This window comes from Nostoc sp. ChiQUE02 (assembly GCF_034531305.2).
GTDB lineage: Bacteria > Cyanobacteriota > Cyanobacteriia > Cyanobacteriales > Nostocaceae > Nostoc.
Window position 1 is genome coordinate 1 of the sequence record NZ_JAVRBN020000003.1, and the last position, 23,593, is coordinate 23,593.

Here is a 23,593-nt window from a genome sequence, read left to right on the forward strand (position 1 = left end):
TTTGCTCAAAAGCTGGTGCGTTAGGCTAAAGCCATAACACATCCTACTTAAGATTGTAGTTTTTCACTCTCTCCCCTAAAACAAGAGTTTGCAGTGTAGGTAAAAGTAGGGGTGACTATCGTATGGTAATGTAAAAAATAATAGTGCAATAAAGCCAAAGCACGAATGAATCGACTGAGCAAAGAAGACCTCTCACAGATGAACCAAAACTACTTCCAATCTCTGGACAAAGAGAAATTGGTAGAAGTTGCAGGTAATCTTCATTCTTTAGCAGTCGAGCAACTAGAAAAATGAGAGCAAAATTCAAGCAATAGTTCGTTACCCCCATCATCAGACCAATTTAAAAGTAAAGAGAAAGTACCATCACTAGAATTACAACCAACGGGGAGTGAAACTTCCGTTTCAGAATCAGAGCGAGAAGATAAGAACGTTTCACAAGAAATAATCCACCTTGATGAAACGCCCTGGTATGAAAAAGGAAAATATCGGTGGTTATGGGTAGCAATTACAAGTACAATCGCGGTTTTCCACATCGGCAGTCGTCGCAAAGAAGAATTATTGCACCTGATAAGTGAGGCGTTTGTGGGATGGCTAGTCACTGATGGCTATGGAGCTTACAGTAGTTACCCCAAACGCCAACATTGTTTAGCCCATCTCATCCGTAAAGCCATTGCTTTGACCACATCGGTAGATCAAGAAGTTGCGGATTTGGGACAGTGGCTATTAGAGGAACTCAGGGAACTGATACATACACTTGCTACTGGCGACGGGGAATCAGATGAATCAGACTCACACCCCGCTCGCTTATATCGAGTCTGCCGATTAGCTACGGTGCTAGAGCATACTAAGTTAAAAGCTCTGGCAAAAGAAATTTTAGCTGATTGGGATGCTGTGGTTGCGTGTTTTTATAATCCGCAATTACCGCCGACTAATAATGAGGCAGAACGCGCTTTACGCCATGCTGTAATTGCCCGACGTATTAGCTATGGGACTCGCACACCAGAAGGCAGTTTAGCTTATTGCTCTGTTTTAAGTGTTGTTGAAACTTGTCGTCTGAGAAAAGTTAACCCTTAGTGTTATGTTGCAATGGTTCTTACTCAGGCTCGTAAGGGTATAAAACATCCTCCTATTCCTGTGCCTTCTTAATCCCTTTTTACTGGGGGAGAGTGAAAAACTACTTGAGATGGACAATCATTCAAATAGACTAAGCACAATATTTCATTAATACTGTTGCGATCGCAGTCAGATAATCTAATGCATTTAGAGTTCTGCGAATCTTTCAATGAGATTATTCTATATTAAGCTGGGCTGTCCTAGTTAGTGGTCTAGATTTTTCAAAAATAAATAAGTAATATAATATTTGTTTTGAAATTCTTGTATTGTAAATTTCGTTGATTCTAAAAATTCAAGATATAGAAAATATAAGTTAGTCAGACATTAAGCCTTTAATTCGATAATCATCTAACTTTTTACCAATATTTGAATACCATGGCTAATATAAATCCGGAAAAATATCCTCATGAAGATTTACGACTATTATCTTATTACAAAAGCACAATAGAAGAAATTTTGAATGAACTAAATGATATCAAACAGTTGTATCCTTCTCTATACAACAAAGCTTGGCATCTCCACAAAAACATAGAATGGCACATCCAAAATATTGAAAACAACGGTCAACCTAAAGCACCGAGACTTCCCACTGATTTTTAACTATAGTTTTGTGGAACATAGTACCAACTGTAACGCTATATGAAGTAAAACACTCGTTACACTGGTATCTGCATTCATTCTTCAATTTCCGGGAATTGGTAGATTCGCAATAGGGGCATTTTGGCTTTCCACCCCAGCGAATTTGCTCAAGTAGGGCAAGGCATTCTTCGTGATTTCGTGACATGGTTATTCTCAGAACTCTGAGAATAACCATGTCAAAAATTACTCTTTTATGTTGCAGGAGTATGCATTAGATCCAAAGAAAAACTCCAAAGCAATTAATCTTTTTGATACTTTCTACTTAGCTAATTGAAATATTTATAGATTCTTTTGTTACTGTACACCTTTCTCTTGCAACAGTGCATCTGCTTAAACTGCATCTGCTTCTGATAATGCTGGTACTGGCTGTTGGCTCTATGAGTATAGACTTTAAGAACTTAAGAATTCAGCACCCAGCACTATAGCTAACTCTACTTCTCAATTTTGTTGACTCCTGAATTCTTACGAACAACTAGTAAGGGCTGCACCACATTGATCTTCCCTTGTTAACCAACCCTTAAAACCTTGATATTCCACCTGCGCCCAATCTCCCTGACAGCCTAACAATTTGACAACCGTATTAGCAGGAATTGTTCCCACTTTTTGGCTTTGTTGACTGGTATTAGCATATAAATCTACGCCATTAGTACCGTAGCCCTGCGTTGTTAAGCCTAATTTTGGCACAAATACCCATCCAGTTCCTTGAAAACCATCACTGGCATTAGTAATCTGCACCCAATCTCCAGCAGCACCAATAACCTGAACTGTTTCGTTGATAGGTATTTGTCCTAGAATTGTCTTATTTGCACTTGCACCACTCCGCACATTTAAACCTTGCGGATCTGTATCGGTGACGTAGGCAAGAATATCGCACTTTTGAGGATCAGTTGATTTCGCTAAACTTATTTGATGAGCTATACCAGTATTGAGCATCACACTAATACAAATGGATGCCAATCTTATTATTAACTTTGATGCTGGATTTTTCACTTTTTTTGTCATCTTTTCTTCAATTATCTGGCATCAGTATCCAAGGTTGGAGTCTTATTTTTATCTCAGAATCTACTTCAATAAATTATGGTTAACTTTGTAATGTAATTCTCTACAATAGATTTTAGTACTGTAATAACACTTTTAATTTTACAAAATTTAGTCCTGCGATCGCTGATTGTTGCAACACAACGACATGATTGAGTACTAAAATGCCAGTATATGGTGTAGTTATCAACAATAGTGAGTTTAAGTTTCGACAAAGCTTTATTATGAAGTTATGTCAATACTAAGATACAGCCGTCTGAACTGAATGAAATTAATGAAAAAATAACCACGGAAATTTCGTGGCAAAAAGGGGATATTTTAATCATTGATAATACAAAAATACTTCATGTAAGAAGAAGTTTTGCTGACGATCAAAGAGATATTTATATCAGGCTATATTTTCCAGCTTTTTCACTCTGATATTTTGTTAGTTTTAGATAAGTTTGACTGATAAAAATCAATTAAGCTGATAGCCAGCATAGATTTTTACCAGTTTATATCTAATACGTTACTTCATATTATAGCCAAACAAATTTGGGTCTACTTCTCCTAACTGCAACTCTGCTAAACCATACTCCGCCCATCGTCTCTCTACCATCGCCGCCACATCTGGGTCAGATTCCAAGGGTGCGCCCCATTCATGGTCTGTTTCCGGCGGAATCTTTGTAGTCGCATCAATTCCCATGCGTCCACCTAAGCCAATCTTCTCACTGGCAAAATCCAACGTATCAAAAGGTGTATTCGGCAAAATAAATACATCCCGCACTGGGTCAACTTTGGAACTAATCGCCCACACAACTTGACGCGGATCGCGAATATTTATGTCTTTATCGACAACAATGACAAATTTAGTGTAAGTAAATTGTGGCAAAGCACTCCAAAACGCTAAAGCCGCCCGTCGTGCTTGTCCGGGATATGCTTTATCAATAGAAATAATCGCCGCTTTGTAACTCAAAGCTTCCATTGGTAGGAAGAAATCGACAATTTCTGATACTTGTTGCCGCAATATGGGCGTATAAATGCGATTTAGTGCGATCGCCATCATCGCTTCTTCTTTAGGTGGACGACCGCTAAATGTTGTTAAGTAAATCGGATTTTTCCGGTGCGTCATACACTCGAAGCGTATCAACGGTGAATCTTCCACACCGCCGTAATAACCCATGTGGTCGCCAAAAGGCCCATCTGGTAGCACTTCCCCTGGTGTAATCGTCCCTTCCAAAACAAATTCTGAATCTGCGGGAACTTCCAAATCGACGGTTTTACACTTTGCCAACTGCACACCAGAACCGCCGTAAAGTCCAGCAAACAGCCATTCTGATAAATCTACAGGGATGGGTGTGGCAGCTGCCATGATAATTAGAGGATCTACACCAAGTGCGATCGCAACTTCTAATTTTTTCCCACGTTCGGCCGCTTTTCGCAAATGCCTCGCCCCACCTCGCACTGATAACCAGTGAACCGTCATCGTATTTTTAGATTGTAGTTGCAAGCGATACACACCTACATTTGGAGTACCCGTCTCACAATCTTTGGTAATTACCAGTCCTAGCGTGATAATCTTGCCAGCATCACCAATATAAGGACGTATCAAGGGCAACTTGTTTAAATCTAAATCATTACCTTGAAGCACAACTTGCTGACAAGCAGGGAAAAAGTCCCGTCCTGGTTTCGCCTTCACCACATCAAACAGTACTTTTCCAAAATCTATCGCCTGGGAAATTTTCTTCGGCGGTTTTGGCTGTTGCAGCATACTCAATTTTTTCCCCAGAGTTTCCAACTCCTCTGGATGCTGCATATTCATCGCCCAGCAAATCCTTTCCACGGTTCCCATCAAATTTACCGCCACTGGGAAGGAAGCGCCTTTGACGTTTTCAAACAACAACCCTGGACCACCTTTTTGCAGCATCCGGTTGGAAATCTCAGCAATTTCTAAATCAGGGTCAACTAAAGCTGAAATCCGCCGTAATTGTCCCTTCTCTTCCAAAATTTTGATGAATCCCCGCAAGTCTCTTGCCATTGTTCTAATAAAGCTGATTATTTAAGAAGTGTGAAGCGCTTTCTTATATTATGGGGCATGGGGCATTAGGCACTGGGCATTGGGAAATATTTTTCCGTGTCCCCATATCCCCATCTCTCGATTTGGGGAATTGTTGGTTTTAATTAGAAATTAACCGATTTAGTAACTTTTCTTAACTGTGTTTTCCAAAGTATTTAGTTATCGTATCTAGGGATACGCAATTATTTTTTACAAATAAGCGCTAACCTAATCAAACATGGCCAGAATATACTATACCTTCCTGGCAGGTGGCCTTGTTATATAGCCCCTGCTGGGTTTATTTGTTACAAGCTTGGGCTGTGTCTTGCTTTTGAATTATTGTAAGTTTGCGTGCGTTAGCGTAGCCCAACCCAGGCATCGCGACATAATAGCATTTTCAAAAATCTGTGCAAAAAATGCATCAACTGTAGGCGTTTAAAACTGTACGCCCCTACCAATGTATATATAACGAGTATTTTGTGAAATGGAATAAGAAATATTTTTCTGAGTTGAGCAATGAATTTGATTAATCTTTAAGGTTATCAATAAAAAATATTTTATAACTAATAATTTTTCCAACATCATCAAACTAAGAATACTACACCTAAAAGGTGTGAGATGTTTAAGTAATAATGTTGACTTTACCAGTGTCAATATCATAACAAGCGCCAACAATTTTTAGTTTACCTTCACGGATCAATTTGGCTAAAATTGTTGAGCTTTCCTGCAATTTTCCAGCTTGGTATTGAATATTGGCTATAACTGCATTCTGCATATTATCACCTGTTTTTAACTTTACCTTTTCTATAGATGGTTTGATGCCCTCAATAATCAAACCAATTCTGCCAGGAAGTGGCTCGTTTTTGATTGCTTCTGCCACTGCACCGCATCTTCTATGACCCAAAACCACAATCAACTGCGAACCCAATACTGCTGTAGAATATTCCAGACTACCTATAACCGTGTCACTGACGACATTACCAGCAACTCGCACGACAAATAAATCTCCAAGTCCTTGATCAAATACGATTTCCGCAGGTACTCTGGAATCTGCACAACCCAATATGGCAGCAAAGGGATACTGAGCTTTAGCAACTAATCGTAGATGTTCTAGTGATTGATCGGGATATTGACGTTTTTGATGGATAAATCTTTGATTACCATCCAGCAAGCGTTTTATAGCTTCATTCGGATTGATTGGATTAGGGTTAACTGGGTGAATATCAGCAACAGCAGTTTGCTCTGGATTCCAAAAGCTATCACCAAAAGCAGTAGCCGCAATACCTAACACACTTGCAAATTTGAAGAAATCACGTCGCCCTACAAATCCATTAATTCGACTCATTAATCTACCTGACAACAATAAAGCTGTTTTCAGGAAGATATCAGATTAAAGCAAGAGACAAGAGTACTCTTTTACACGATTTAAGAGTCATTTAATCTTCATACTGCATCGGATTTTAGAAATTTTATCCTCTACATATTGATTATTATATGCATCAAGCAAATTCAATAACATTTGTCAAATTTAAACCCAGGTTAGCCATAACTAGGATAATTTTTCTAATACATTATCCTCTGGTTATGAAAGAGTATAATTCGTGTCAAAAGCCAAAACGCTCTACTGTTTATATTTCCTGCGCTTTTGGGAATACTTAACAGAGTACTGGCTATAGATATGGCTTTTTTAAATAAAATAAACTGGAATTTACTACGTAAAAATGCTCCAAATAGCTCTGGGATAGATCCGTCTACTTCCAGTCCACAACCTGTAGTACGAAACAAACCTGCAACACCATTAACCCCCAAAACCCTTGCTGAATTAGAGTATGAAATGCAGTTAGAAAAGCAGGTTCTCAAAACATCCCCTCAGCAACTGCATCGCAAAGCCAAGCGGGGTATAGGTAGTAGACTTATTTGGATAGCAATACTTATAGGCATTCCAGTTGGTGTAATTTGGGTGGCGAACCAGCCTTATCCGGTGATTCGTCGTCCAGTGATGATCCATGCACCTTTTTTGTTACTACCCAGCTACATCAGCATGGATAATCACTATCGGCAGGCGTTGGTATCAGTCGAGCAAGCTGAACAGTTGATTGAAAAAGCTACTAGTCCCGCTGATTTGGCTTTGGGAGAACAGAAGCTACAAGAAACACAAAAACATCTAGATCAGTTACCAACTTCCTTTGTCAACGATTGGTCACAATACAGCTATTGGTGGTATGACTCACGCTTTAGCATCTACGGTTTTAATGCATTCCGGAGTAAAGTTGGGCAGCTAGAAGCTCAGGTTTTTCAAGAAAAGAATGCTCAGTCCTTGCTTACCGATAATATGCAGACCTTCTTAAATGCAAAACAGCAATATGAACGGGCTGCAACAGCAACTGATAAACAAACTGCAACAGCTGCTTGGCAAACGGCGCTTAATCAATTTGAGCAGATTCCTGGTGAAACTCTGGCAGGAAAAACTGTACAAAATCAACTAGACAATTATAAGCATGAGTTTAAGGAAGTTGTTGGATTGGCAGCGGGGAACGATCGCATCAGTGCCTTAATCACCGCAGCGCGGCAATTTTCCTGGCAAGCTGCCAAAGCTGGTCAAAATCCGCCGCACAGCGTAACTGAATGGCGACAGATAGAAAATTTGTGGATAGAAGCAATTGAACGGCTTAAAGAGATTCCTTCAAAAGACGTGGCGGGTTATACCGAGGCACAGAAGTTATTAGCAATTTATGAGGCAAATTTAGGTCAAGTTAAGGTAAGACGGCAAGCTGAGGCGGATGCTGTGGAAGCTTTGGAGGCAGCACAACGAGAAATCGAAAGCTTGTTGGCTTCAATTCCTGCTGATGCTCATGATGTGAAGCGCAATCGGTTGTTGAGCCAATTGCAGAGTATTATTAATCAATTAGAAAAAGTGCAAAATGGCACAACAGCCTATCTGAAAGCTCAAGAGTTACTACTATCGGCAAATAATAAACTAAGGCAACTACAGATTCATTAAATGGTGGCGATCGCTTTGATATGATCCCCTTGGCTAAGTGATGACGAGGCATCACCTGACTTAAATCTGCGTAAGTCCATTTGTACTATGTGTTTTCTGTTTGATTTCTAGCCAGTTGTGGTGAAGCGGTGACGCTTGCGCTGCATCCCCTTTAGGGTGGTTCGAGAGCGTGGGCGTCAACAACTGGCCATTGGGTGGGATTTTGAGACGGGAATTCATCCCTTGTAGAATTTTCTCAATGTCCCTGTAACCCTGTTGATATCTCAATTAAAACCGCAACAGAAAAATTTTGGATGCCAAATTGCCAAAAGCACTCAACATAATAATTACTAATTCGTAATGACGCTCTCTACGTTCGCGCAGCGTGTCGCAGACAGACGCTGGGTGTAGCTTGCTTCTTTGCAGGAGTACGCGGACTCGCTAACGTAATTCTTAATTAAGAAACCAGTTAGAGTAAGACATTTATATAGGTGGCGACCTTATGGTTGGGGTCTCTGTTGCAAAATCCAGAGTGGAGGAAACCTCCGCTCCAGTTTTGCGCTAAATCCCCAACCATAACGTAATTAAGAATTACAAATTGCTAATCGGGGTTTTGGCAGTCCGGGTAATTTACATTTTGATCGCTTTTTCCTGAATGAATGTCCTGTTTTACTTCTCGACTAGCTGTAGATGTGATTAGAAACGCAAGGATTATTGGGGAGAATTCTTTGAGCATCGAAAACGACGGTCGCGGCAGTGGCAGGATGTGTATTAGTTATATAGCGCAGGCGCAGCCCACCGTAGGCATCGCTATCGCCTGGTGAAGCTCCCTTATTAAGCTGGTGTTATGTTGAATGGGGCAAGAGTGATTAAAAAGAGTTAATGTCTCTTACCCGCTCCCAGATATAGCTCACCCACTTTCGGGTCATTCAACAATTCTTCACCAGGGCCGGAGATCGCATCACGTCCCGACTCTAATACATATCCACGATTAGCCATCTCTAAAGCTTTACGGGCATTTTGTTCTACTAATACGATCGCAGTACCTGCCTGATTAATTTGTTTAATCTGCTCAAATACTTGTGTCACCAAAATCGGCGACAAAGCAGCAGATGGTTCATCTAAAATCAGCAAGCCAGGTTCCAACATTAAAGCTTTGCCCATCGCTAGCATCTGGCGTTCTCCTCCAGAGAGAGTACCAGCGCGTTGACGACGGCGATCGCTTAGTCTGGGAAACATAGTAAATATTTTATCTTTAATTGGTTTCAGGGGAACGTTAAGTACAAAAGCACCCATCTCCAAGTTCTCTTCAACACTCAGAGAGGGGAAGACATTGGCGATTTGCGGTACGTAGCACATTCCTCTTTGGACGATTTGATTGGACTTTAGCCCCACGATATTTTCACCTTTGAAGGTAATTGTGCCTGTGTGGGGGATCAAAAGCCCAAAAATTGCTTTTGCCAAAGTAGATTTACCCGCACCGTTGGGGCCAATCACTGTTACCAATTCTCCTGGTGCAACCTGGAAATTCACACCTTGCAGGATATCTACATCTTTGATGTATCCAGCGTGGACATTTTCAACGTCTAATAAATAGTCATTTGTCATTGGTCATTTGTCATTTGTCATTTGTCAACAGTCAAGTCAAGCATAACTATTGACTGTTGACTATGGACTATTACGGAGTTTTTTGCAACTCCGGTCGTTCTTCTGGAAGAATCGCCCCTTCTACTGGGCAAACTTGGAGACAGATGCCACAGTCGATGCAAGTGGCAAAGTCAATCCAGTACCAATCTGTTCCCTTGGTATTTTTGCCTGGGCCCTCATGAATGCAAGCTACTGGACAAGCACCTACGCAGTCAGCAACGCCTTCACAGACTTCTGTAACAATTGTATGCGGCATGTTCTCGATTCCCTCTTTTCTGTATCGGCTATTTCTAGCCTAGCAGGGGAGTGGGGAAGAAGCAGGGGAGCAGGGAGCAGGGGGCAAGGGGGAGAATAAATAATTAGCTCTTTCTCCTCTGCTCCCTGCCCCTTTGCCTCTTTCGCCATGTCCACTAAAGCAATGGTTCTATTTTTGGTGGGCCATCAGCTTTGATCCAAGCAATTTCGGCAATGCCGCGATCGCGTGCATATTGGCGAATAGCCTCTGCATCTCTTCCCCCCAAATCAATTTCTACCCGCACCAAATCAGTAGAATCTCTGAGTTTTTGCGCGTAGGCAAAGGCGGCGGCGTTAGCACTGGCCGTCTCTGGTACTACCAAATAGTTACTCGCTGGGGTTACTTGTGGTAATTGCTGAGTAGACAATAAAACTTGGTATAAATCTTCAATGCTGAGTCCAAAACCAATACCAGGGATGTTTTCTCCTTGAGGATGATATAGCCCCAAAAGCTGGTCATAGCGACCACCACGCCCTAAAACTCTGGCTTGGGATTCGGTATCGTTGACAACCTCAAAGACAATGCCAGTGTAGTAATCTATAGTCTGGATGAGGCTGAGGTCGAGGATTAACGGAAATTTTTTCTCTGATTCTAGTAATTCTACTAGGGATTTGAGGTTATTCACCGCCTCTCGCTGTTCTTCATCTAGATCCAAACTACTGACTTTTTGCAACACGTCTGCACTTGGGCCGCGCAAATCCATGATGATTCGGGCGCGATCGCGTAGTTTGTCACTCAGGGGTAAATTATCTATAGTAATGCGGTCAAGATGAGCGATCGCACTGCGAACTTGATCTTGGAGATTAGCAGGAAAAGCACTTAGGAGCGATCGCGTAATTCCCGCCTCACCTAAAATTAAATGCCATCCCTGCAAACCCAGTGCTGCCAAACAATCTGCTACTAACAGCAGTACTTCGGCATTCGCCAGCAATCCGCCAGCACCTAACAACTCTACCCCAGCTTGATAGAACTCCTGTTGGCGATTGTGTCTACTTTCCCAAGTGCGGCGAAACACATTGGCGTTGTAGTACAGCCGTTGCGGATAACGCAAACCTGCCATTCGAGTCACAACAGTACGAGCAATAGATGCTGTTAATTCTGGACGTAGACCTAATTCTTCATCTTCGCCATTTTGTTGTAGTTGAATCACCATCTGACGCTGGATTGCTTCCCCCGCCATCAGGGTATCCATGCGTTCTAAAGTTGAGGTGATTATCCTGTGATATCCCCAACGGTGAAACACCTGTTGTAACCGATCTTCAATCCAGCGTTTTTTCTCCACATCCAAGGGCAATAAATCCCTGGCTCCCGCTGCTGGTTGATACACCATTATTTTTTCTTCCCACCAAACAAACCACCGAACAAACCACCACTACCAGATTTATCTGGTTGCTTATCTCCATTATTGGGGGATGAAGTCACCTTATGATCGCTAGATTGTTGTCCTAAAGCCTTATCGATTTTCGGTTTCCATTGCAACGCTGTTTCGTCATTGGGGTCTAATTTGAGAGCGTTGTCGAAGTGGATTTTTGCCATTTTTAGCTGATTTTGCTTCAAATAGACCATTGCAATTAAGCTATGGCAACGACTATTTTTAGGTTCTAGCTTCAGGGCATCTTGCAACTCTACTTTGGCTTGGGCAAATTGGTTTTTGTCAATCAAAGATTGAGCGCGACGAACATACTGTTCTACAATCGTGTCTTCTTTTGGTGGTGTCGATGCTGATGCTGATGGTATATTTTTTGGTGTATTTGGCTGAGGCGTACCTGATTGGACTTTGGGTTGAGCAGGTGGCGGCGGCGCTGCGGATGATTTGCTTGCACTCCGCATTAAATACACTAAATTCAACTCACTAACTTGGGCAATGACTTGCAGCGCTTGCTCTAAAGAATTATATTGGGTTTCGCCGATTTTTGCGATCGCATTTTTATAGAAATGATCGATATTAGGCGCATCAGCTAACTGTCTACCCAAGTCGGTATTGAGAGTTACCGAAGTAGACTCTTGTACCAGGCGCTTGCCAATTTGCGACAAAATTAAAATATATTCGGTGCGAGTGCGATCGCCACACAGTTTTTCGTAAGCTGGGTTAACCAGCTTTGATAACAATTCGTTCCCTAGATGTTTTTGAGCAGCGGTTTCAGTAAAACTACTGTCCGGGTGCAAACGACGAGCGATTTTGAGATAGCGTTTGCGAATCTCTTTGACATCCGCATCAACTGGAACGCACAAAACTGCGTGATGATCTATGAAATCATATTTAAATAGTCCACGATCTATTTTGAAAGACATATAGAGATTTTGCACCAAAGGAGCAGTTAGATTCTTTTTAGTTTACCCAAAGTCGGGGGGAAAGCCCCCACCTGCTACACCCATGCTGACAGTGGTGGAACTTGTAAAAGTTCGCGACTAAGAGAGTTGTGAATATAACCATTTGTTGCAAGAATTCTACCTGACTCAATTTTGACGGGAGTGTCATCGTAGGCGGTGACTTTGCCTCCAGCTTCTTGTAACAAAATTATCCCGGCGGCAATATCCCAAGGAGAAAGCCCTCGTTCCCAGTAACCATCGACACGTCCACAGGCGACATAAGCCAAATCTAACGAGGCGGAACCGCTACGTCTGACTCCTTGGGTAAGATGGGTGAGGTGACAAAATTCTGCGTAGTTGTTATCAGAGGTTTCGCGGCGATCGTAGGCAAATCCTGTCACTAGTAGGCTTTTACTCAGTTCAGATGTTTCTGAAACTTGGATGGGACGACGGTTACGCGTTGCTCCCAAGCCAGCCGCCGCACGGAATAGCTCGTTGTGAAAGGGGTCATAAATTACACCAACTTGTGGAACACCATTAATTAACAGTCCAATAGAAACAGCAAAAAATGGGTATTGATGGGCGTAGTTGGTTGTGCCATCTAGAGGATCTATTGCCCAGAGGTATTCATTCTCTTGATTGCCTAATTTCCCTGATTCTTCAGCGAGGATAGAGTGCTGGGGAAAGTGGCGACGCAAAATTTCTAAAATCAACTTCTCTGAGGCTTTATCAGCAGCAGTGACTAAATCACCAGGGCGTCCTTTTTCAATAATTGCGTCTTCTAACTTACCCAAATAACCTTGCAAAATCGCACCAGCAGCCAAGGCCGCTTCTGTCGCAATATCTAGAAAAATTTGTAGATTAGTCATTAGTCATTGGTCATTGGTCATTGGTCATTGGTCATTGGTCATTGGTCATTGGTCATTGGTCATTGGTCATTGGTCATTGGTCATTGGTCATTGGTCATTGGTCAAAATCAATAGTTATTCTTCCCCTGCTTCCCCTGCTTCCCCTGCTTCCCTGCCTCCCTGCCTCCCCTGCCTCCCCTGCTTCCCCTGCTCCCCTGCTCCCCTGCTCCCCTGCCTCCTCTGCCCCCTGCTTCCCACTCAAAGATTTTGCCGGCGAAACTCAGCGGGAGTGAGGCGCATAGGTTTTTCTGAGTTCCAGATTCCTTGTCCCATGAGTCTAGCCCATTGTTGAGCACGTTCTAAACGCAGGTCATATTTGTGGTTAGGCGATCGCCCAACAAACATTGCATTCCCTTGTTTCACCAATTCTTCATTCAACAACACCTTATTTTTCCACACATAAGCTAGAGTTCGTCCAATTTTGTCTTTTGCTTCTAAATCAAACTCCAGCGTTACAGACTGTTCTGCACCACCAATTAGATTCTCTAACTGTTCTTTTGCTGCTTCCCCCCAAGGTCGCTGTCGCAAATCTGGTGCATCAACACCAACCAACCGCACTTGGGAAATCAAATTTGGTTGTTCAGCCATGCCTAAAACTTCCAAACTTTGCCCACTAACTACCCGTGCTACTTTCACCTGAGCCTGATTGTTTGGCAGCTGGTTTTTACCTTGGCAACTCACCAAGAGCAATAAGCAAGCCAAAATAGCTATTTTTCGCACCCAGTCACCAAGACCTATAGGCATCAGAACTTCTCTTATAGTCGCCGCTGCGCGTAGCTGGCTTCCCCTCAAGGGTACGGTGACTTTGAATTGCTTATTCCTCATCTAAGGGTAAACCCGCTTTAACTCTCCCCCTAGCAAAATAGCGTCCAAACTGGAGTTCGTAGACTTCATCTTCGTCTTGTGTCTCCACTTCCAAGTCAGACCGGGGGTAACTCACACACAACAAGGCATAACCTTGCCGACGTAAATCTGGCGACAATCCGATCGCCTCTGGTTGGTAAATTTCTCCTGAGAGCACCCTCACAGCACAAGTGGTGCAAGCCCCATTGCGGCAGGAAAACGGCAGTTCTACCCCTTGTTTTTCGGCAGTGTGCAGGATGTAGCGGTCTTCTGGCACTTGTAGGGTATATGTTTTGCCAGTGGCGCGATCGCGAACTCTAATTGTGTATGTACGGGACATCTGGATTTGCGTTTTGGAATTGGGACTTTCAGATTCAATCTAAAATCTCTTTCTTTATCTTTGCATTTTTTGGGATTCTATAGTATGATCGTAACTTGTGGCACCTGGAGAGGTGGCCGAGCGGTTTAAGGCGCAGACCTGGAAAGTCTGTAATGGGGGAACCTATTCGAGAGTTCGAATCTCTCCCTCTCCGTTGAACGTATATAGGGTAAGGCTTTTGGGCTTTACCCTTTACTATTTTACCGTTTTATGCAGTCAAAAATGGTTTAGGAATTGTTTTAGTTGGTTTAGTGATTCGGTTGAGTCAATAGCACCAAAGTACTACTTTCTGTACCATCGATTAATATAAGAAACTATCATCAATGCTGTAAAAGAGTGATATTCATTACTTATAAGTAATGAATATCAGTTATTGATAAGTAAAATTTTGGCGATACTTAAATAGCATAGTTTTTCCTTATCTTAAGTTACCCGATCCGTTCATCAGGCTGTTGCCATAGTGAAGTAGGAGTTTGACGACTTTACAAAATGCCTCGATTATGAGTGAAAAATAAACAGATGTTACTTCCTGCTGGATTGTGTATTGAATTTAGCAGTCAGATTTAACACTTAGCTGTGCCTGAGGTATGAAGAGAAGACTTGGGTAGCAGACGTAGGTTAGGGGTATGACTGTTAAATACAGCGTCAAACCTTTAGGAGAATCACAATGGTTCAACTTAGCGAACGTCCCGGTACCAAAAAAATCACAAACTTGCGCGATAAGTTTCTCTATGAACTTGCTGCTATATACGATGCTGAACATATCTTTTTGGAAGCACAGCAATTAATGTGGCAGTATAGCCAACATAACCAGTTGAAGTCCTTGATCGAAACCCATATTCGGGAAACCGAGCAGCAAATTAGGAATCTGGCGCAAGCGTTCAGCACCTTGGGACAGCAACCACAGCGGGTTCATTGCGAGGTTGCAACAGCTCTTGTTAGTGATGGTCAAAAATTAATACTATTGAGTGCTGATAATCCTACAATTGTAGATTTGGCGCTTGCAGGGGAACAGGCTAAGGTCGAACAGTTAGAAGTTGTCACTTATCGTGGCTTGATTAAGGATGCTGAACAGTTGGGGCAGAATCAAGTAGTGCAACTGCTACAGCAAAACTTGCAGCAAGAAGAGCAGACTGCTCAAAAGATTGAACAGCTTAAGCCGCAGTTACTTCAGGAGGCGAAGTCGGCTGAAGGTGGAAGTGGTAATAGGTCTAATAGGTCTCGCTAATTCTGTGTCAACCACTGGTGTAACGGGGTGAGTCAAAAGAGCAGCGAGGTCACAAGTACCTCGCTTCTCTATTGGTTCCTGTGATACCTTCTCTACGAGACGCTATACGCTATGTAGGGGTACGGTAAGCTTTTCTCCGGAGCGCTGCGCGTAGCTTGGCTTTTGAGCAGGGGCGCGATCGCACTTTCAAAGCATTTTTGAGAATATATTTGTTATGCACTTTTCAAAAATCCTTGTAACACATGAATCAGCTGTAGGGGCGTACAGATGTGTACGCCTCTACTAGGTTTTTTGTGAAATGATATAACACCAAACGTATGGAGTTCTAAGGCACTTCAATGGGAATCAAAGCATTTTCTGGCAAATAGTTGGAAAAACGCCCTTCATCAGCAAGCACCAAAATCAGACGCAGGGGATAATCTGGCGGAACTTGCAAGTCTGCCCAGGGTACTGCTAACTCTAAACAACTATTTAAAGCAACTTGAGCACGACTGAAACGGGGATGCCATTGATGATTGTCTCCAGCTTCCCGAAACTGAATCGATTGCGTCAGCAAGTTAACTTCCAGAAGATGGTGGAAAAGATAATTTAGTGGGGCTGCGTCTGGTACATTTGCCAAGGGAACTGGGCTATTGACCATTGTTTTTTCTGGATAAAACCATAGCAAATTCAACTCTGTTGGCAAATCTTGCCCTGGTGTAGCGCCACTTTTAAAGTCCAGCCGCAAATAGAAATTGAGGTGATCCACCCCATACCAAAGTCGTTGGATGACGCTGCTATTGTGCATCGTTCCTCGCGCACCGCCGATTTCTATGCGTCCAGCTTTATCCCAATCTTGTTCATCACCCTTACCATCGATGATGGGATGAATAAACCCTTGTGGGGTGTGGCTTCCCTGTGCTTCGTGGATTTCCACTGGTTGCTTGAGATAGGGTGGTGCAGGTTCATTTAATGCCTTGTAAATGCCAAACAAGTGTTCTCGAAACAACTGGTCAAAAATGGCATCCTGGTTTGAGGAATGTCCTGCACCAAACCACCAAAACCAGTCGGAACCTTCTGCGGCATACAATGCTTCCCAAGCTTCTGGGTTGTTTTCTTCCGTTGCTTCGGGATGACTTGCGAGCATTTCCCTAGCTTCTGTCAAGTAATCCCAAGCACGATTTTTGGCGGGATCGCCGATCCAAGTGGTGAAACTGCCATCCACCCAAGAACCACTATGTAGTTGCCTTCCGGGGATAGTGGCTGTAGCTGGAAATTCTTCGAGAAATTCGGAGACAGTAACGAGTTTGAGATGGGGTTCATCGCTCAAGCTTTGATACAAAGCTTCTAGGAAGGGTTTGCCGTCTTGGGGATAAAATTCCCAGCAATTCTCCCCATCCAAGGCGATGGTAACTAGCCAAGGTTGCTCACTTTGACTATCTCTTTGCATTTTAGCGATCGCTTGCAAATGTCCCACTAAATCCGCTGCTGCTTGTTTTGCTGGCATGGCGCTGTAGGTAAAGCCAATCAAATCTGATAATCTGTGGTCGCGAAATACAATGGACACGTCACCCTCGGCGGTTTGCAGGCGATAGGGTCGATACAACAGTTCTGGTTGCTGCACATTCCCCGCTCCATCTCGATGAAAAAAGTGTTTCAGCGTCCACCCTAAGACGGCTTCATCTGAGCATATCCACTTAAATCCTTGGTCAATAATATGTGGAAGTATTGCCGGGCTTACTGACTGTTCTGAAGGCCATAAACCACGAGGTATCTGTCCAAAGCGTTCTTTATAAAAGTTCCAAGCTTTTTGCAAGTGGCGGGGAATATCTTCTACCCACTCAAATCGCTGCTTGGGTAGCGTCATATTGGGCACAGCTACCCGACCAGAGTTAGTATCAGCTAATAAAGGTAAAATCGGGTGAGTGTAAGGCGTAGTGGTAACTTCTAGCTGCCCCGCCTCCTGCATTTTTCGATGCTGAGGGATAATGCGGCTGAGGATTTCTCGCTGTTTTGAATAAATGCGCTGGCGATCGCTTAAAGTAAAATTCCGACCCTGTTTTAACCAAGTCGCAATTTCCGGGTCATCCCAAAACAGCGGATCGATCCAAGCCAAATTGTGCCAAGCTAGCAAATCACCATAATCTGGCAATTCCCAATTTGCTAAACACCAAGCTTGCCCTTTTTCCTGCCTTTGCTGGTATAACTCGGCATAGCGGGGATGAGGATCAATCAGAGTGTGGTGATTGGCATCGAAAAAGTGTTGGATAATAAATTCCCGCTGTTGCTGGGTGAGTTGTTCATCTGGTGTTAAGCTGGCTGTGAGGTAAGGGTCAAAAGCAGTGCCAGCAATATAATCTTCGAGTTGCAATATCAGCGATGGTACTAAATTCACCGTTTGGTGTAACTTAGGATACCGCTCTAAGAGCAATACCAAATCCAAATAATCTTTAGTCCCATGCAAACGTACCCAAGGTAGACGGTACTGCTGACTTGGAGATAGCGAAACGCCGCTGCCAGGAGATTTGTACAGCGGCTGATGTTGATGCCAGATAAAAGCGATGTAAAGAGGATGGGACATAAGAATAGTTAGGAGTTAAGAATGAGGAGTTAGGAGTTGATTCAAAACTCAATAACTCCTAACTCCTAACTCCTAACTTTTACACCACTTGCTCAATTTCTGCAATTTCAGGAATCATTTCCTTGAGGCGGCGCTCAATACCCATTCTCAGGGTCATTGCAGAACTGGGACAAGAGCCACAAGCACCTTGCAACCGTAGTTTTACAACAGGCCCATCGAGTTCTACGAGTTCCACATTGCCGCCATCAGACATGAGATAAGGGCGCATTTCATCTAAGACTGTTTCAACGTTGTCAATTGTGAGTTCCATAGTTTTAGACCTGCTAAGTGAATGATGGGCATTGGGCATTGGGGATTGGGCATGGGGCATTGGGCATGGGGCATTGAATAATAATGATCCCTGTACCCTATGCACCGTTACTCATTAACCATTATCCAAAATTTTATTTTTCAGCTTTGTTAAATCGATCCTAAATCTAATTGCCGCTAGATTGTCAGGTGTCAGTTTTTAATGACTTTTGACTAAATCACTGCTGATTTTAGCAACTTGATATTAGATTAGCTGAACAATTTGTTGTGCAAGCCCTCCTACTCTACTTTAGCCTTTAAAGTACTGAAGAGAACGCAAGGAGGTGAGGACAAGGAAGGTTGGCGTTGCAGAACAATGGGATGAATTGAGGCAAGTAGGGGAGGCAGGGGAAGCAGAGGAAGCAGGGGGGGAATTTTAGAAATTGCCAAATCATCCCGCTTTTTTTTTGCAAGGCCGGAAGGTTTTTTCCCAATACCCCATGCCCAATCTGGTTATTAAATAATAATTGCTAAAAAATTTAAAACTTAAAACTTAAAACCCTGTACTGGTAATATTCCAGATGACTAATGACCAATGACTAATGACTAACTCAGCACTCAGCACTGTTTATTAAGTCGCTATCACTAGATGAAACCATGACTGGCTGTTGATATAGTGGCACGGTGAATGTGACTGTTGAGCCAAGTCCTTCGCCCAGACTATAAAAATGTACCTCACCGCCCATTGCCTCCACTAGCTTTTGGGATATTGCCAGCCCTAAACCTGTACCGCCATACTGGCGAGTGCGGGAGCCATCCACCTGAGAGAATAATTGAAACAGTTTATCTTGTTTGTCCAAAGAAACACCGATGCCAGTGTCTGCCACACGGACTCTTACCATCCCAGGAAATTCCTGACCTTGAAAGTTCGGCTTCGCTTTTTTGAGTACTAAATCGGCGCTGACGGTAATGCCACCTTCATGGGTAAATTTGATCGCATTACCTACCAAATTGAGCATAACTTGTAGCAAGCGTTGGTAGTTGCTTTGGACAATGATTTCATCGGAGGTAGCAGGCATTTGCATCCGGAAGCTGAGGTTTCTCATTTCTGCTTGGGGACGCATGTAATTTTCTACATCACTGAATAGCTCATCTAGCTTGACTGGAGCGTAAGCTAGCTCCATTTTGCCTGCTTCGATTTTAGCAATGTCCAAAATGTCGTTAATGATATTTAGCAGATGTATTGATAACTGATGAGCTTCTGCCAAAAATTGGTTTTGTTCTTCTGGGTCATCTGCCATCCCTTCTAAAATCAGCTTCAAGAAGCCAATCATGCCATTGAGGGGAGTACGAATTTCATGAGATACATTAGCCAGAAACTCGCTTTTGAGGCGGGAGGCTTCTTCGGCTTTTTGACGCGCTGATTCTAATTCTTTATATAAAGTAGCATGAGCGATCGCAGTTCCCAATTGATCTGCTGCTTCTTTTGCCAGTTCTAATTCCGATTCTGTTAATGTGTAGCATTCATCCTGCCAACTCAAGGCAACCAATCCATTGGCTTGGTCTTGATAGCAAGTCGCAACTACTAAAGTTCTCTGCCGCCCAGACTCTTTGTATCCAGGTACTTCCATCACAACTGGTTCTAGGGTTGCCAAGACTTGAGCAAAGGCAGGCTCAGAAACTATATCTATTTCTGAGCCAAGCATTGATTTGAGTTCTGGCTGGCGATACTCAGCCTTCACCTCCACTTTTGAGCTAGAGGGCTGATAAGGACAAATAATACAGCGCTCTAGCCGCAGTGCTTTCCCCAAACTGTCAACTGTTTGCTGCCAAATAATATCTAAATCCAATGTCCGGCGAATATTTCTGGTAATGCGATTTACCAGTTTTTGGTGTTGCTGCGATCGTATTGCCAATTCTATCTGTGTGGGCGTTTTTGATGCCGCACGCACTTGTTTTTTGTTGAGTGTCGCTTGCACTAAGCGTCCCATCACTAAAACTGTAGTGGCAGTCGTTCCTAAACTCGGCATAATCGGACTAATCACTAAGTCCAACTCAAATAATTCCTGGTGGTAGCTAAACCAACACTGAAACCTTTCTGGCACCAAACTTGTCAAAATTCGGTGCAATCGTTCCAAATAAGTAACCTTATCCACTGGGGTAAAGGTTTGGCTCTGGTTCAGCTCGTCAACTATTTTTTCAGCATTTAATCCCAGGAGTTCGCTGTGCTGCCAACAAAAGGTCAGATAGCGCCCTGCCCCATCTTGCGTATACACCAACTCGGCTCCTAAAGTTGGTAATGAGCCATCAGTCTTACTGGTAGTAGATTCCAGATTTTGGGAAAATATATTTGGCAATTGGGAATTGGCAGTAATAGTCATTAATTGAGTTGGATAGACAAAGGGTGTCCGACCGGAATTTTACTAAAGCCGCTCAAATTTATGCATAAATTCTTACAGCTTTTTTGTTTTTGATTGGGTATTTCTTGGTGTTCTAGAAACGAGATTGACAAACTTTACTTTTTTTAACTTGCATTGACAGCTGATTAATGGGGTCAATCGTTCCATTCACCACGAGGAGGAACAGGGGTACGCACAGGGGTGCGCGTCAATTCATCATCTCTGAGGATTTCACCCCGCAACCACTGGCGAATCGCCACCTCAATCACTTTACTTGGGTCATTAGTGAGATGCTGAATTTGCTCTAGTAACTCGGAGTCTAGGCGGACAGCAATTTCTACCTTATCGGCTCGTGTGTTTTCCGCTTCGGTAGTTTTCTCTTGCATATTCATAGGTTTGATATACTCTGAATTGGTTTTGTCTAAAGCTTTGTAAAGTAGTTATATTCATCATTTGGGCTAGTTCACTGAAAAATCTTCAAGGGGACAGTTACATAGTTCCCAGAAATAGCACCAAAGTAACAGCTTTAAGTTTCAAATCGCATTTTTCATATAACTGACTAGACAATGGCTCTAGAAGTTTTGCCGATAAATCAGTGATTATGAGTAATTACGGGTCGTAATTGCCCATGATCCCTACATGATCCCTACATGTACTTATTTACATTTATTGTACGCTCCTAGCTGTTGAATACTAGCAGCAACAAATAGACTTTCATAATATTCTTAAAAGTCCACCTATTTAGATCGAAAGTTAAAGATGGGGTGAAGAGGCAGGGGGCAGGGGGCAGGGGAAGCAGGGGAAGCAGGGGGAGTAGGGGGAGAATAATAACTTTTAACTCCTAACTTTTAACTTCCTACTCGGCAATAAAAGCTAGCAGCGTCTTGGCTAAGAAAGCATTAAAATACATTAAGTAAATTGCTCTTTTAACTTTGGTTGCTGCTAAGGCAAAGATAGTATATGACTGACGTTCCCGCAGTTCGCATTCGCAATTTTTGTATTATTGCTCACATCGACCACGGGAAATCAACCCTCGCCGATCGCTTGCTGCAAGCTACTGGCACTGTTGAAGACCGACAGATGAAGGAACAGTTTCTTGACAATATGGATCTGGAACGGGAGCGCGGCATTACAATTAAGCTGCAAGCTGCCCGGATGAACTACACAGCTAAGGATGGTCAGCAGTATGTGCTGAACCTCATTGATACTCCGGGGCATGTGGATTTCTCGTATGAAGTTTCCCGCTCTCTTGTTGCTTGTGAAGGAGCGCTATTGGTAGTAGATGCGTCCCAAGGTGTGGAGGCGCAAACTTTGGCTAATGTATATTTAGCCTTAGAAAATAACCTGGAAATTATCCCGGTTTTAAATAAAATTGATTTGCCAGGGGCTGAACCAGAACGGGTAATTGGCGAAATTGAAGAAATTATCGGTCTAGATTGCAGTGGTGCGATTCTGGCCTCTGCTAAAGAAGGAATTGGTATTGATGAGATTTTAGAAGCAGTTGTCGAGCGGATACCGCCACCGCCAAATACCATAAATGAACGCTTACGAGCGTTAATTTTTGATAGTTATTACGACAGTTACCGGGGAGTAATTGTGTATTTCCGGGTGATGGATGGCACCCTGAAAAAAGGCGATCGCATCCATTTAATGGCATCCGGTAAAGAATTTGAAATTGATGAGTTAGGTGTCCTTTCTCCCACTCAAAAGCAAGTTGAAGAACTGCACGCTGGGGAAGTAGGCTATTTGGGAGCGGCAATTAAAGCTGTAGCTGATGCACGAGTAGGAGACACAATTACCTTAAGTAAGGCGAAAGCAGAGTCACCCTTACCAGGTTACGCAGAAGCGAACCCGATGGTTTTTTGCGGGATGTTCCCCATTGATGCTGACCAATTTGAAGATTTGCGGGAAGCCTTGGAAAAGCTCGAACTCAACGACGCAGCGCTACATTACGAACCAGAAACTTCGAGCGCGATGGGGTTTGGCTTCCGTTGCGGGTTTTTGGGCTTGCTGCACATGGAAATTGTCCAGGAACGTCTAGAGCGGGAGTATAACTTAGATTTAATCATTACAGCCCCCTCAGTGGTTTATAAGGTGATTACCCTCAAAGGTGAGGAACTGTACATCGATAATCCCAGCCGTTTACCTTCTCCCAACGATCGCGAAAGAATTGAAGAACCCTACGTCCAAGTAGAGATGATTACCCCGGAAACTTATGTTGGCAGCTTGATGGAGTTGTCACAAAATCGCCGTGGCATCTTCAAAGATATGAAATATCTGACCCAAGGGCGAACCACCCTCACTTACGAACTTCCCTTGGCGGAGGTTGTGACTGACTTTTTCGATCAGATGAAGTCGCGATCGCGCGGTTATGCTAGTATGGAATATCACATTATCGGCTACCGTGAAAATCCTCTGGTGAAGTTGGATATTATGATCAACGGCGATCCCGTAGATTCCTTGGCAATGATTGTACACCGGGATAAAGCTTACAACGTCGGGCGGGCAATGGCAGAAAAACTCAAGGAACTAATTCCCCGTCATCAATTTAAAGTACCAATTCAGGCATCTATTGGCAGTAAAGTGATCGCCAGCGAACACATCCCCGCCTTGCGGAAAGATGTGTTAGCCAAGTGCTACGGTGGTGACATCAGTCGGAAGAAGAAACTATTGCAGAAGCAAGCAAAAGGTAAAAAGCGGATGAAATCTGTGGGTACTGTGGATGTACCGCAGGAAGCCTTTATGGCAGTACTGCGCTTGGATCAAAGCTGATTTAAGAGTGCTTAATCCTCAGAGACGATTGGCTGCTTGCAGTTACATCTCAACCTGAAAAAGCATAAAAGACCTAACCCCCCAGCCCCTTCCCTTGTAGGGAAGGGGAGTCAAACCCTCTCTCCGAAAAAGAGAGGTCTGATATTTAATAATCAGAAA

The 23,593-nt window shown here is 43.1% G+C and carries 21 protein-coding genes, 1 tRNA gene and 1 pseudogene; 8 read left to right on the forward strand and 15 right to left on the reverse strand.

Annotated features, from left to right (window positions below; all coding sequences use genetic code 11):
* Positions 1-165 precede the first annotated feature (165 nt).
* The 3 genes and pseudogenes from RM347_RS03735 (at position 166) to RM347_RS03745 (ending at position 1,713) form a co-directional block, all read left to right on the forward strand.
* Complete coding sequence (locus RM347_RS03735; protein ID WP_322716060.1) at positions 166-294, forward strand: hypothetical protein; 129 nt, start codon at positions 166-168, stop codon at positions 292-294.
* Between the two features lie 135 nt (positions 295-429).
* Positions 430-1,146 (forward strand): annotated as a pseudogene (locus RM347_RS03740) (IS66 family transposase); the annotation flags it as partial.
* 342 nt (positions 1,147-1,488) lie between these two features.
* A complete protein-coding gene (locus RM347_RS03745) occupies positions 1,489-1,713 on the forward strand; it encodes a hypothetical protein (RefSeq protein WP_322719060.1) in 225 nt (74 codons plus the stop codon).
* On the opposite strand, the gene RM347_RS03750 is transcribed toward RM347_RS03745, so the two are convergent.
* Complete coding sequence (locus tag RM347_RS03750) at positions 1,682-1,927, reverse strand: transposase (protein WP_428850507.1); 246 nt, start codon at positions 1,925-1,927, stop codon at positions 1,682-1,684. The genes RM347_RS03745 and RM347_RS03750 overlap by 32 nt on opposite strands.
* Positions 1,928-2,214: 287 nt before the next feature.
* A complete protein-coding gene (locus RM347_RS03755) occupies positions 2,215-2,754 on the reverse strand; it encodes an SH3 domain-containing protein (protein WP_322719058.1) in 540 nt (179 codons plus the stop codon).
* 318 nt (positions 2,755-3,072) lie between these two features.
* Here RM347_RS03755 and RM347_RS03760 point away from each other — a divergent pair, with 318 nt between their 5' ends.
* Positions 3,073-3,210, forward strand: coding sequence for a TauD/TfdA family dioxygenase (locus RM347_RS03760; RefSeq protein WP_428850513.1), 138 nt, complete (start codon positions 3,073-3,075; stop codon positions 3,208-3,210).
* Between the two features lie 88 nt (positions 3,211-3,298).
* On the opposite strand, the gene RM347_RS03765 is transcribed toward RM347_RS03760, so the two are convergent.
* Both RM347_RS03765 and RM347_RS03770 read right to left on the reverse strand, forming a co-directional pair.
* Complete coding sequence (locus RM347_RS03765) at positions 3,299-4,807, reverse strand: UbiD family decarboxylase (protein ID WP_322719057.1); 1,509 nt, start codon at positions 4,805-4,807, stop codon at positions 3,299-3,301.
* A 640-nt stretch (positions 4,808-5,447) separates the two neighbouring features.
* The gene (locus RM347_RS03770) at positions 5,448-6,170 is read right to left on the reverse strand and encodes a carbonic anhydrase (protein WP_322719056.1); all 723 of its coding nucleotides are present in this window, start codon (positions 6,168-6,170) and stop codon (positions 5,448-5,450) included.
* Between the two features lie 333 nt (positions 6,171-6,503).
* Here RM347_RS03770 and RM347_RS03775 point away from each other — a divergent pair, with 333 nt between their 5' ends.
* The gene (locus RM347_RS03775) at positions 6,504-7,826 is read left to right on the forward strand and encodes a hypothetical protein (protein WP_322719055.1); all 1,323 of its coding nucleotides are present in this window, start codon (positions 6,504-6,506) and stop codon (positions 7,824-7,826) included.
* Between the two features lie 858 nt (positions 7,827-8,684).
* Here the strand turns inward: RM347_RS03775 and RM347_RS03780 are convergent.
* The 7 genes from RM347_RS03780 to RM347_RS03810 form a co-directional block, all read right to left on the reverse strand.
* Complete coding sequence (locus tag RM347_RS03780; RefSeq protein WP_322719054.1) at positions 8,685-9,413, reverse strand: ABC transporter ATP-binding protein; 729 nt, start codon at positions 9,411-9,413, stop codon at positions 8,685-8,687.
* A gap of 70 nt (positions 9,414-9,483) precedes the next feature.
* Positions 9,484-9,708 carry an indolepyruvate ferredoxin oxidoreductase subunit alpha gene (locus RM347_RS03785; protein WP_322719053.1) on the reverse strand — a complete coding sequence of 75 codons (225 nt, stop codon included), beginning with the start codon at positions 9,706-9,708 and terminating at the stop codon, positions 9,484-9,486.
* Between the two features lie 154 nt (positions 9,709-9,862).
* Positions 9,863-11,077 carry an ATP phosphoribosyltransferase regulatory subunit gene (locus RM347_RS03790; protein ID WP_322719052.1) on the reverse strand — a complete coding sequence of 405 codons (1,215 nt, stop codon included), beginning with the start codon at positions 11,075-11,077 and terminating at the stop codon, positions 9,863-9,865.
* On the reverse strand, positions 11,077-12,039 hold the full coding sequence (locus RM347_RS03795; protein WP_322719051.1) for a J domain-containing protein: 963 nt from the start codon (positions 12,037-12,039) through the stop codon (positions 11,077-11,079). The genes RM347_RS03790 and RM347_RS03795 overlap by 1 nt, the downstream gene beginning before the upstream one ends.
* Before the next feature lie 74 nt (positions 12,040-12,113).
* Entirely contained in the window at positions 12,114-12,926 is an 813-nt protein-coding gene (locus RM347_RS03800; RefSeq protein WP_322719050.1) for an inositol monophosphatase family protein, read from the reverse strand.
* A 237-nt stretch (positions 12,927-13,163) separates the two neighbouring features.
* Entirely contained in the window at positions 13,164-13,709 is a 546-nt protein-coding gene (locus RM347_RS03805) for a thermonuclease family protein (RefSeq protein WP_322719049.1), read from the reverse strand.
* Between the two features lie 70 nt (positions 13,710-13,779).
* Positions 13,780-14,148 (reverse strand): 2Fe-2S iron-sulfur cluster-binding protein, encoded by a 369-nt coding sequence (locus tag RM347_RS03810; protein ID WP_322719048.1) that lies wholly within the window; start codon positions 14,146-14,148, stop codon positions 13,780-13,782.
* 106 nt (positions 14,149-14,254) lie between these two features.
* On the opposite strand from RM347_RS03810, the gene RM347_RS03815 reads away from it, so the two are divergent.
* Both RM347_RS03815 and RM347_RS03820 read left to right on the forward strand, forming a co-directional pair.
* Positions 14,255-14,341 (forward strand) — tRNA-Ser (locus tag RM347_RS03815).
* A gap of 513 nt (positions 14,342-14,854) precedes the next feature.
* Positions 14,855-15,415: a ferritin-like domain-containing protein gene (locus tag RM347_RS03820; protein ID WP_322719047.1), complete on the forward strand. Its 561-nt coding sequence runs from the start codon at positions 14,855-14,857 to the stop codon at positions 15,413-15,415.
* A gap of 325 nt (positions 15,416-15,740) precedes the next feature.
* Here the strand turns inward: RM347_RS03820 and RM347_RS03825 are convergent, their stop codons facing one another.
* The 4 genes from RM347_RS03825 to RM347_RS03840 form a co-directional block, all read right to left on the reverse strand.
* A complete protein-coding gene (locus tag RM347_RS03825) occupies positions 15,741-17,975 on the reverse strand; it encodes a glycoside hydrolase (protein WP_322719046.1) in 2,235 nt (744 codons plus the stop codon).
* Positions 17,976-18,054: 79 nt separating this feature from the next.
* On the reverse strand, positions 18,055-18,285 hold the full coding sequence (locus RM347_RS03830) for a NifU family protein (RefSeq protein WP_012408256.1): 231 nt from the start codon (positions 18,283-18,285) through the stop codon (positions 18,055-18,057).
* 589 nt (positions 18,286-18,874) lie between these two features.
* Positions 18,875-20,644 carry an ATP-binding protein gene (locus tag RM347_RS03835; protein ID WP_322719045.1) on the reverse strand — a complete coding sequence of 590 codons (1,770 nt, stop codon included), beginning with the start codon at positions 20,642-20,644 and terminating at the stop codon, positions 18,875-18,877.
* A gap of 173 nt (positions 20,645-20,817) precedes the next feature.
* On the reverse strand, positions 20,818-21,054 hold the full coding sequence (locus RM347_RS03840) for a hypothetical protein (RefSeq protein WP_012408258.1): 237 nt from the start codon (positions 21,052-21,054) through the stop codon (positions 20,818-20,820).
* Positions 21,055-21,622: 568 nt separating this feature from the next.
* On the opposite strand from RM347_RS03840, the gene lepA reads away from it, so the two are divergent.
* Positions 21,623-23,434, forward strand: a complete 1,812-nt coding sequence (lepA, locus tag RM347_RS03845; RefSeq protein ID WP_322719044.1) for a translation elongation factor 4 — start codon at positions 21,623-21,625, stop codon at positions 23,432-23,434.
* The last annotated feature ends 159 nt before the right edge of the window (positions 23,435-23,593 follow it).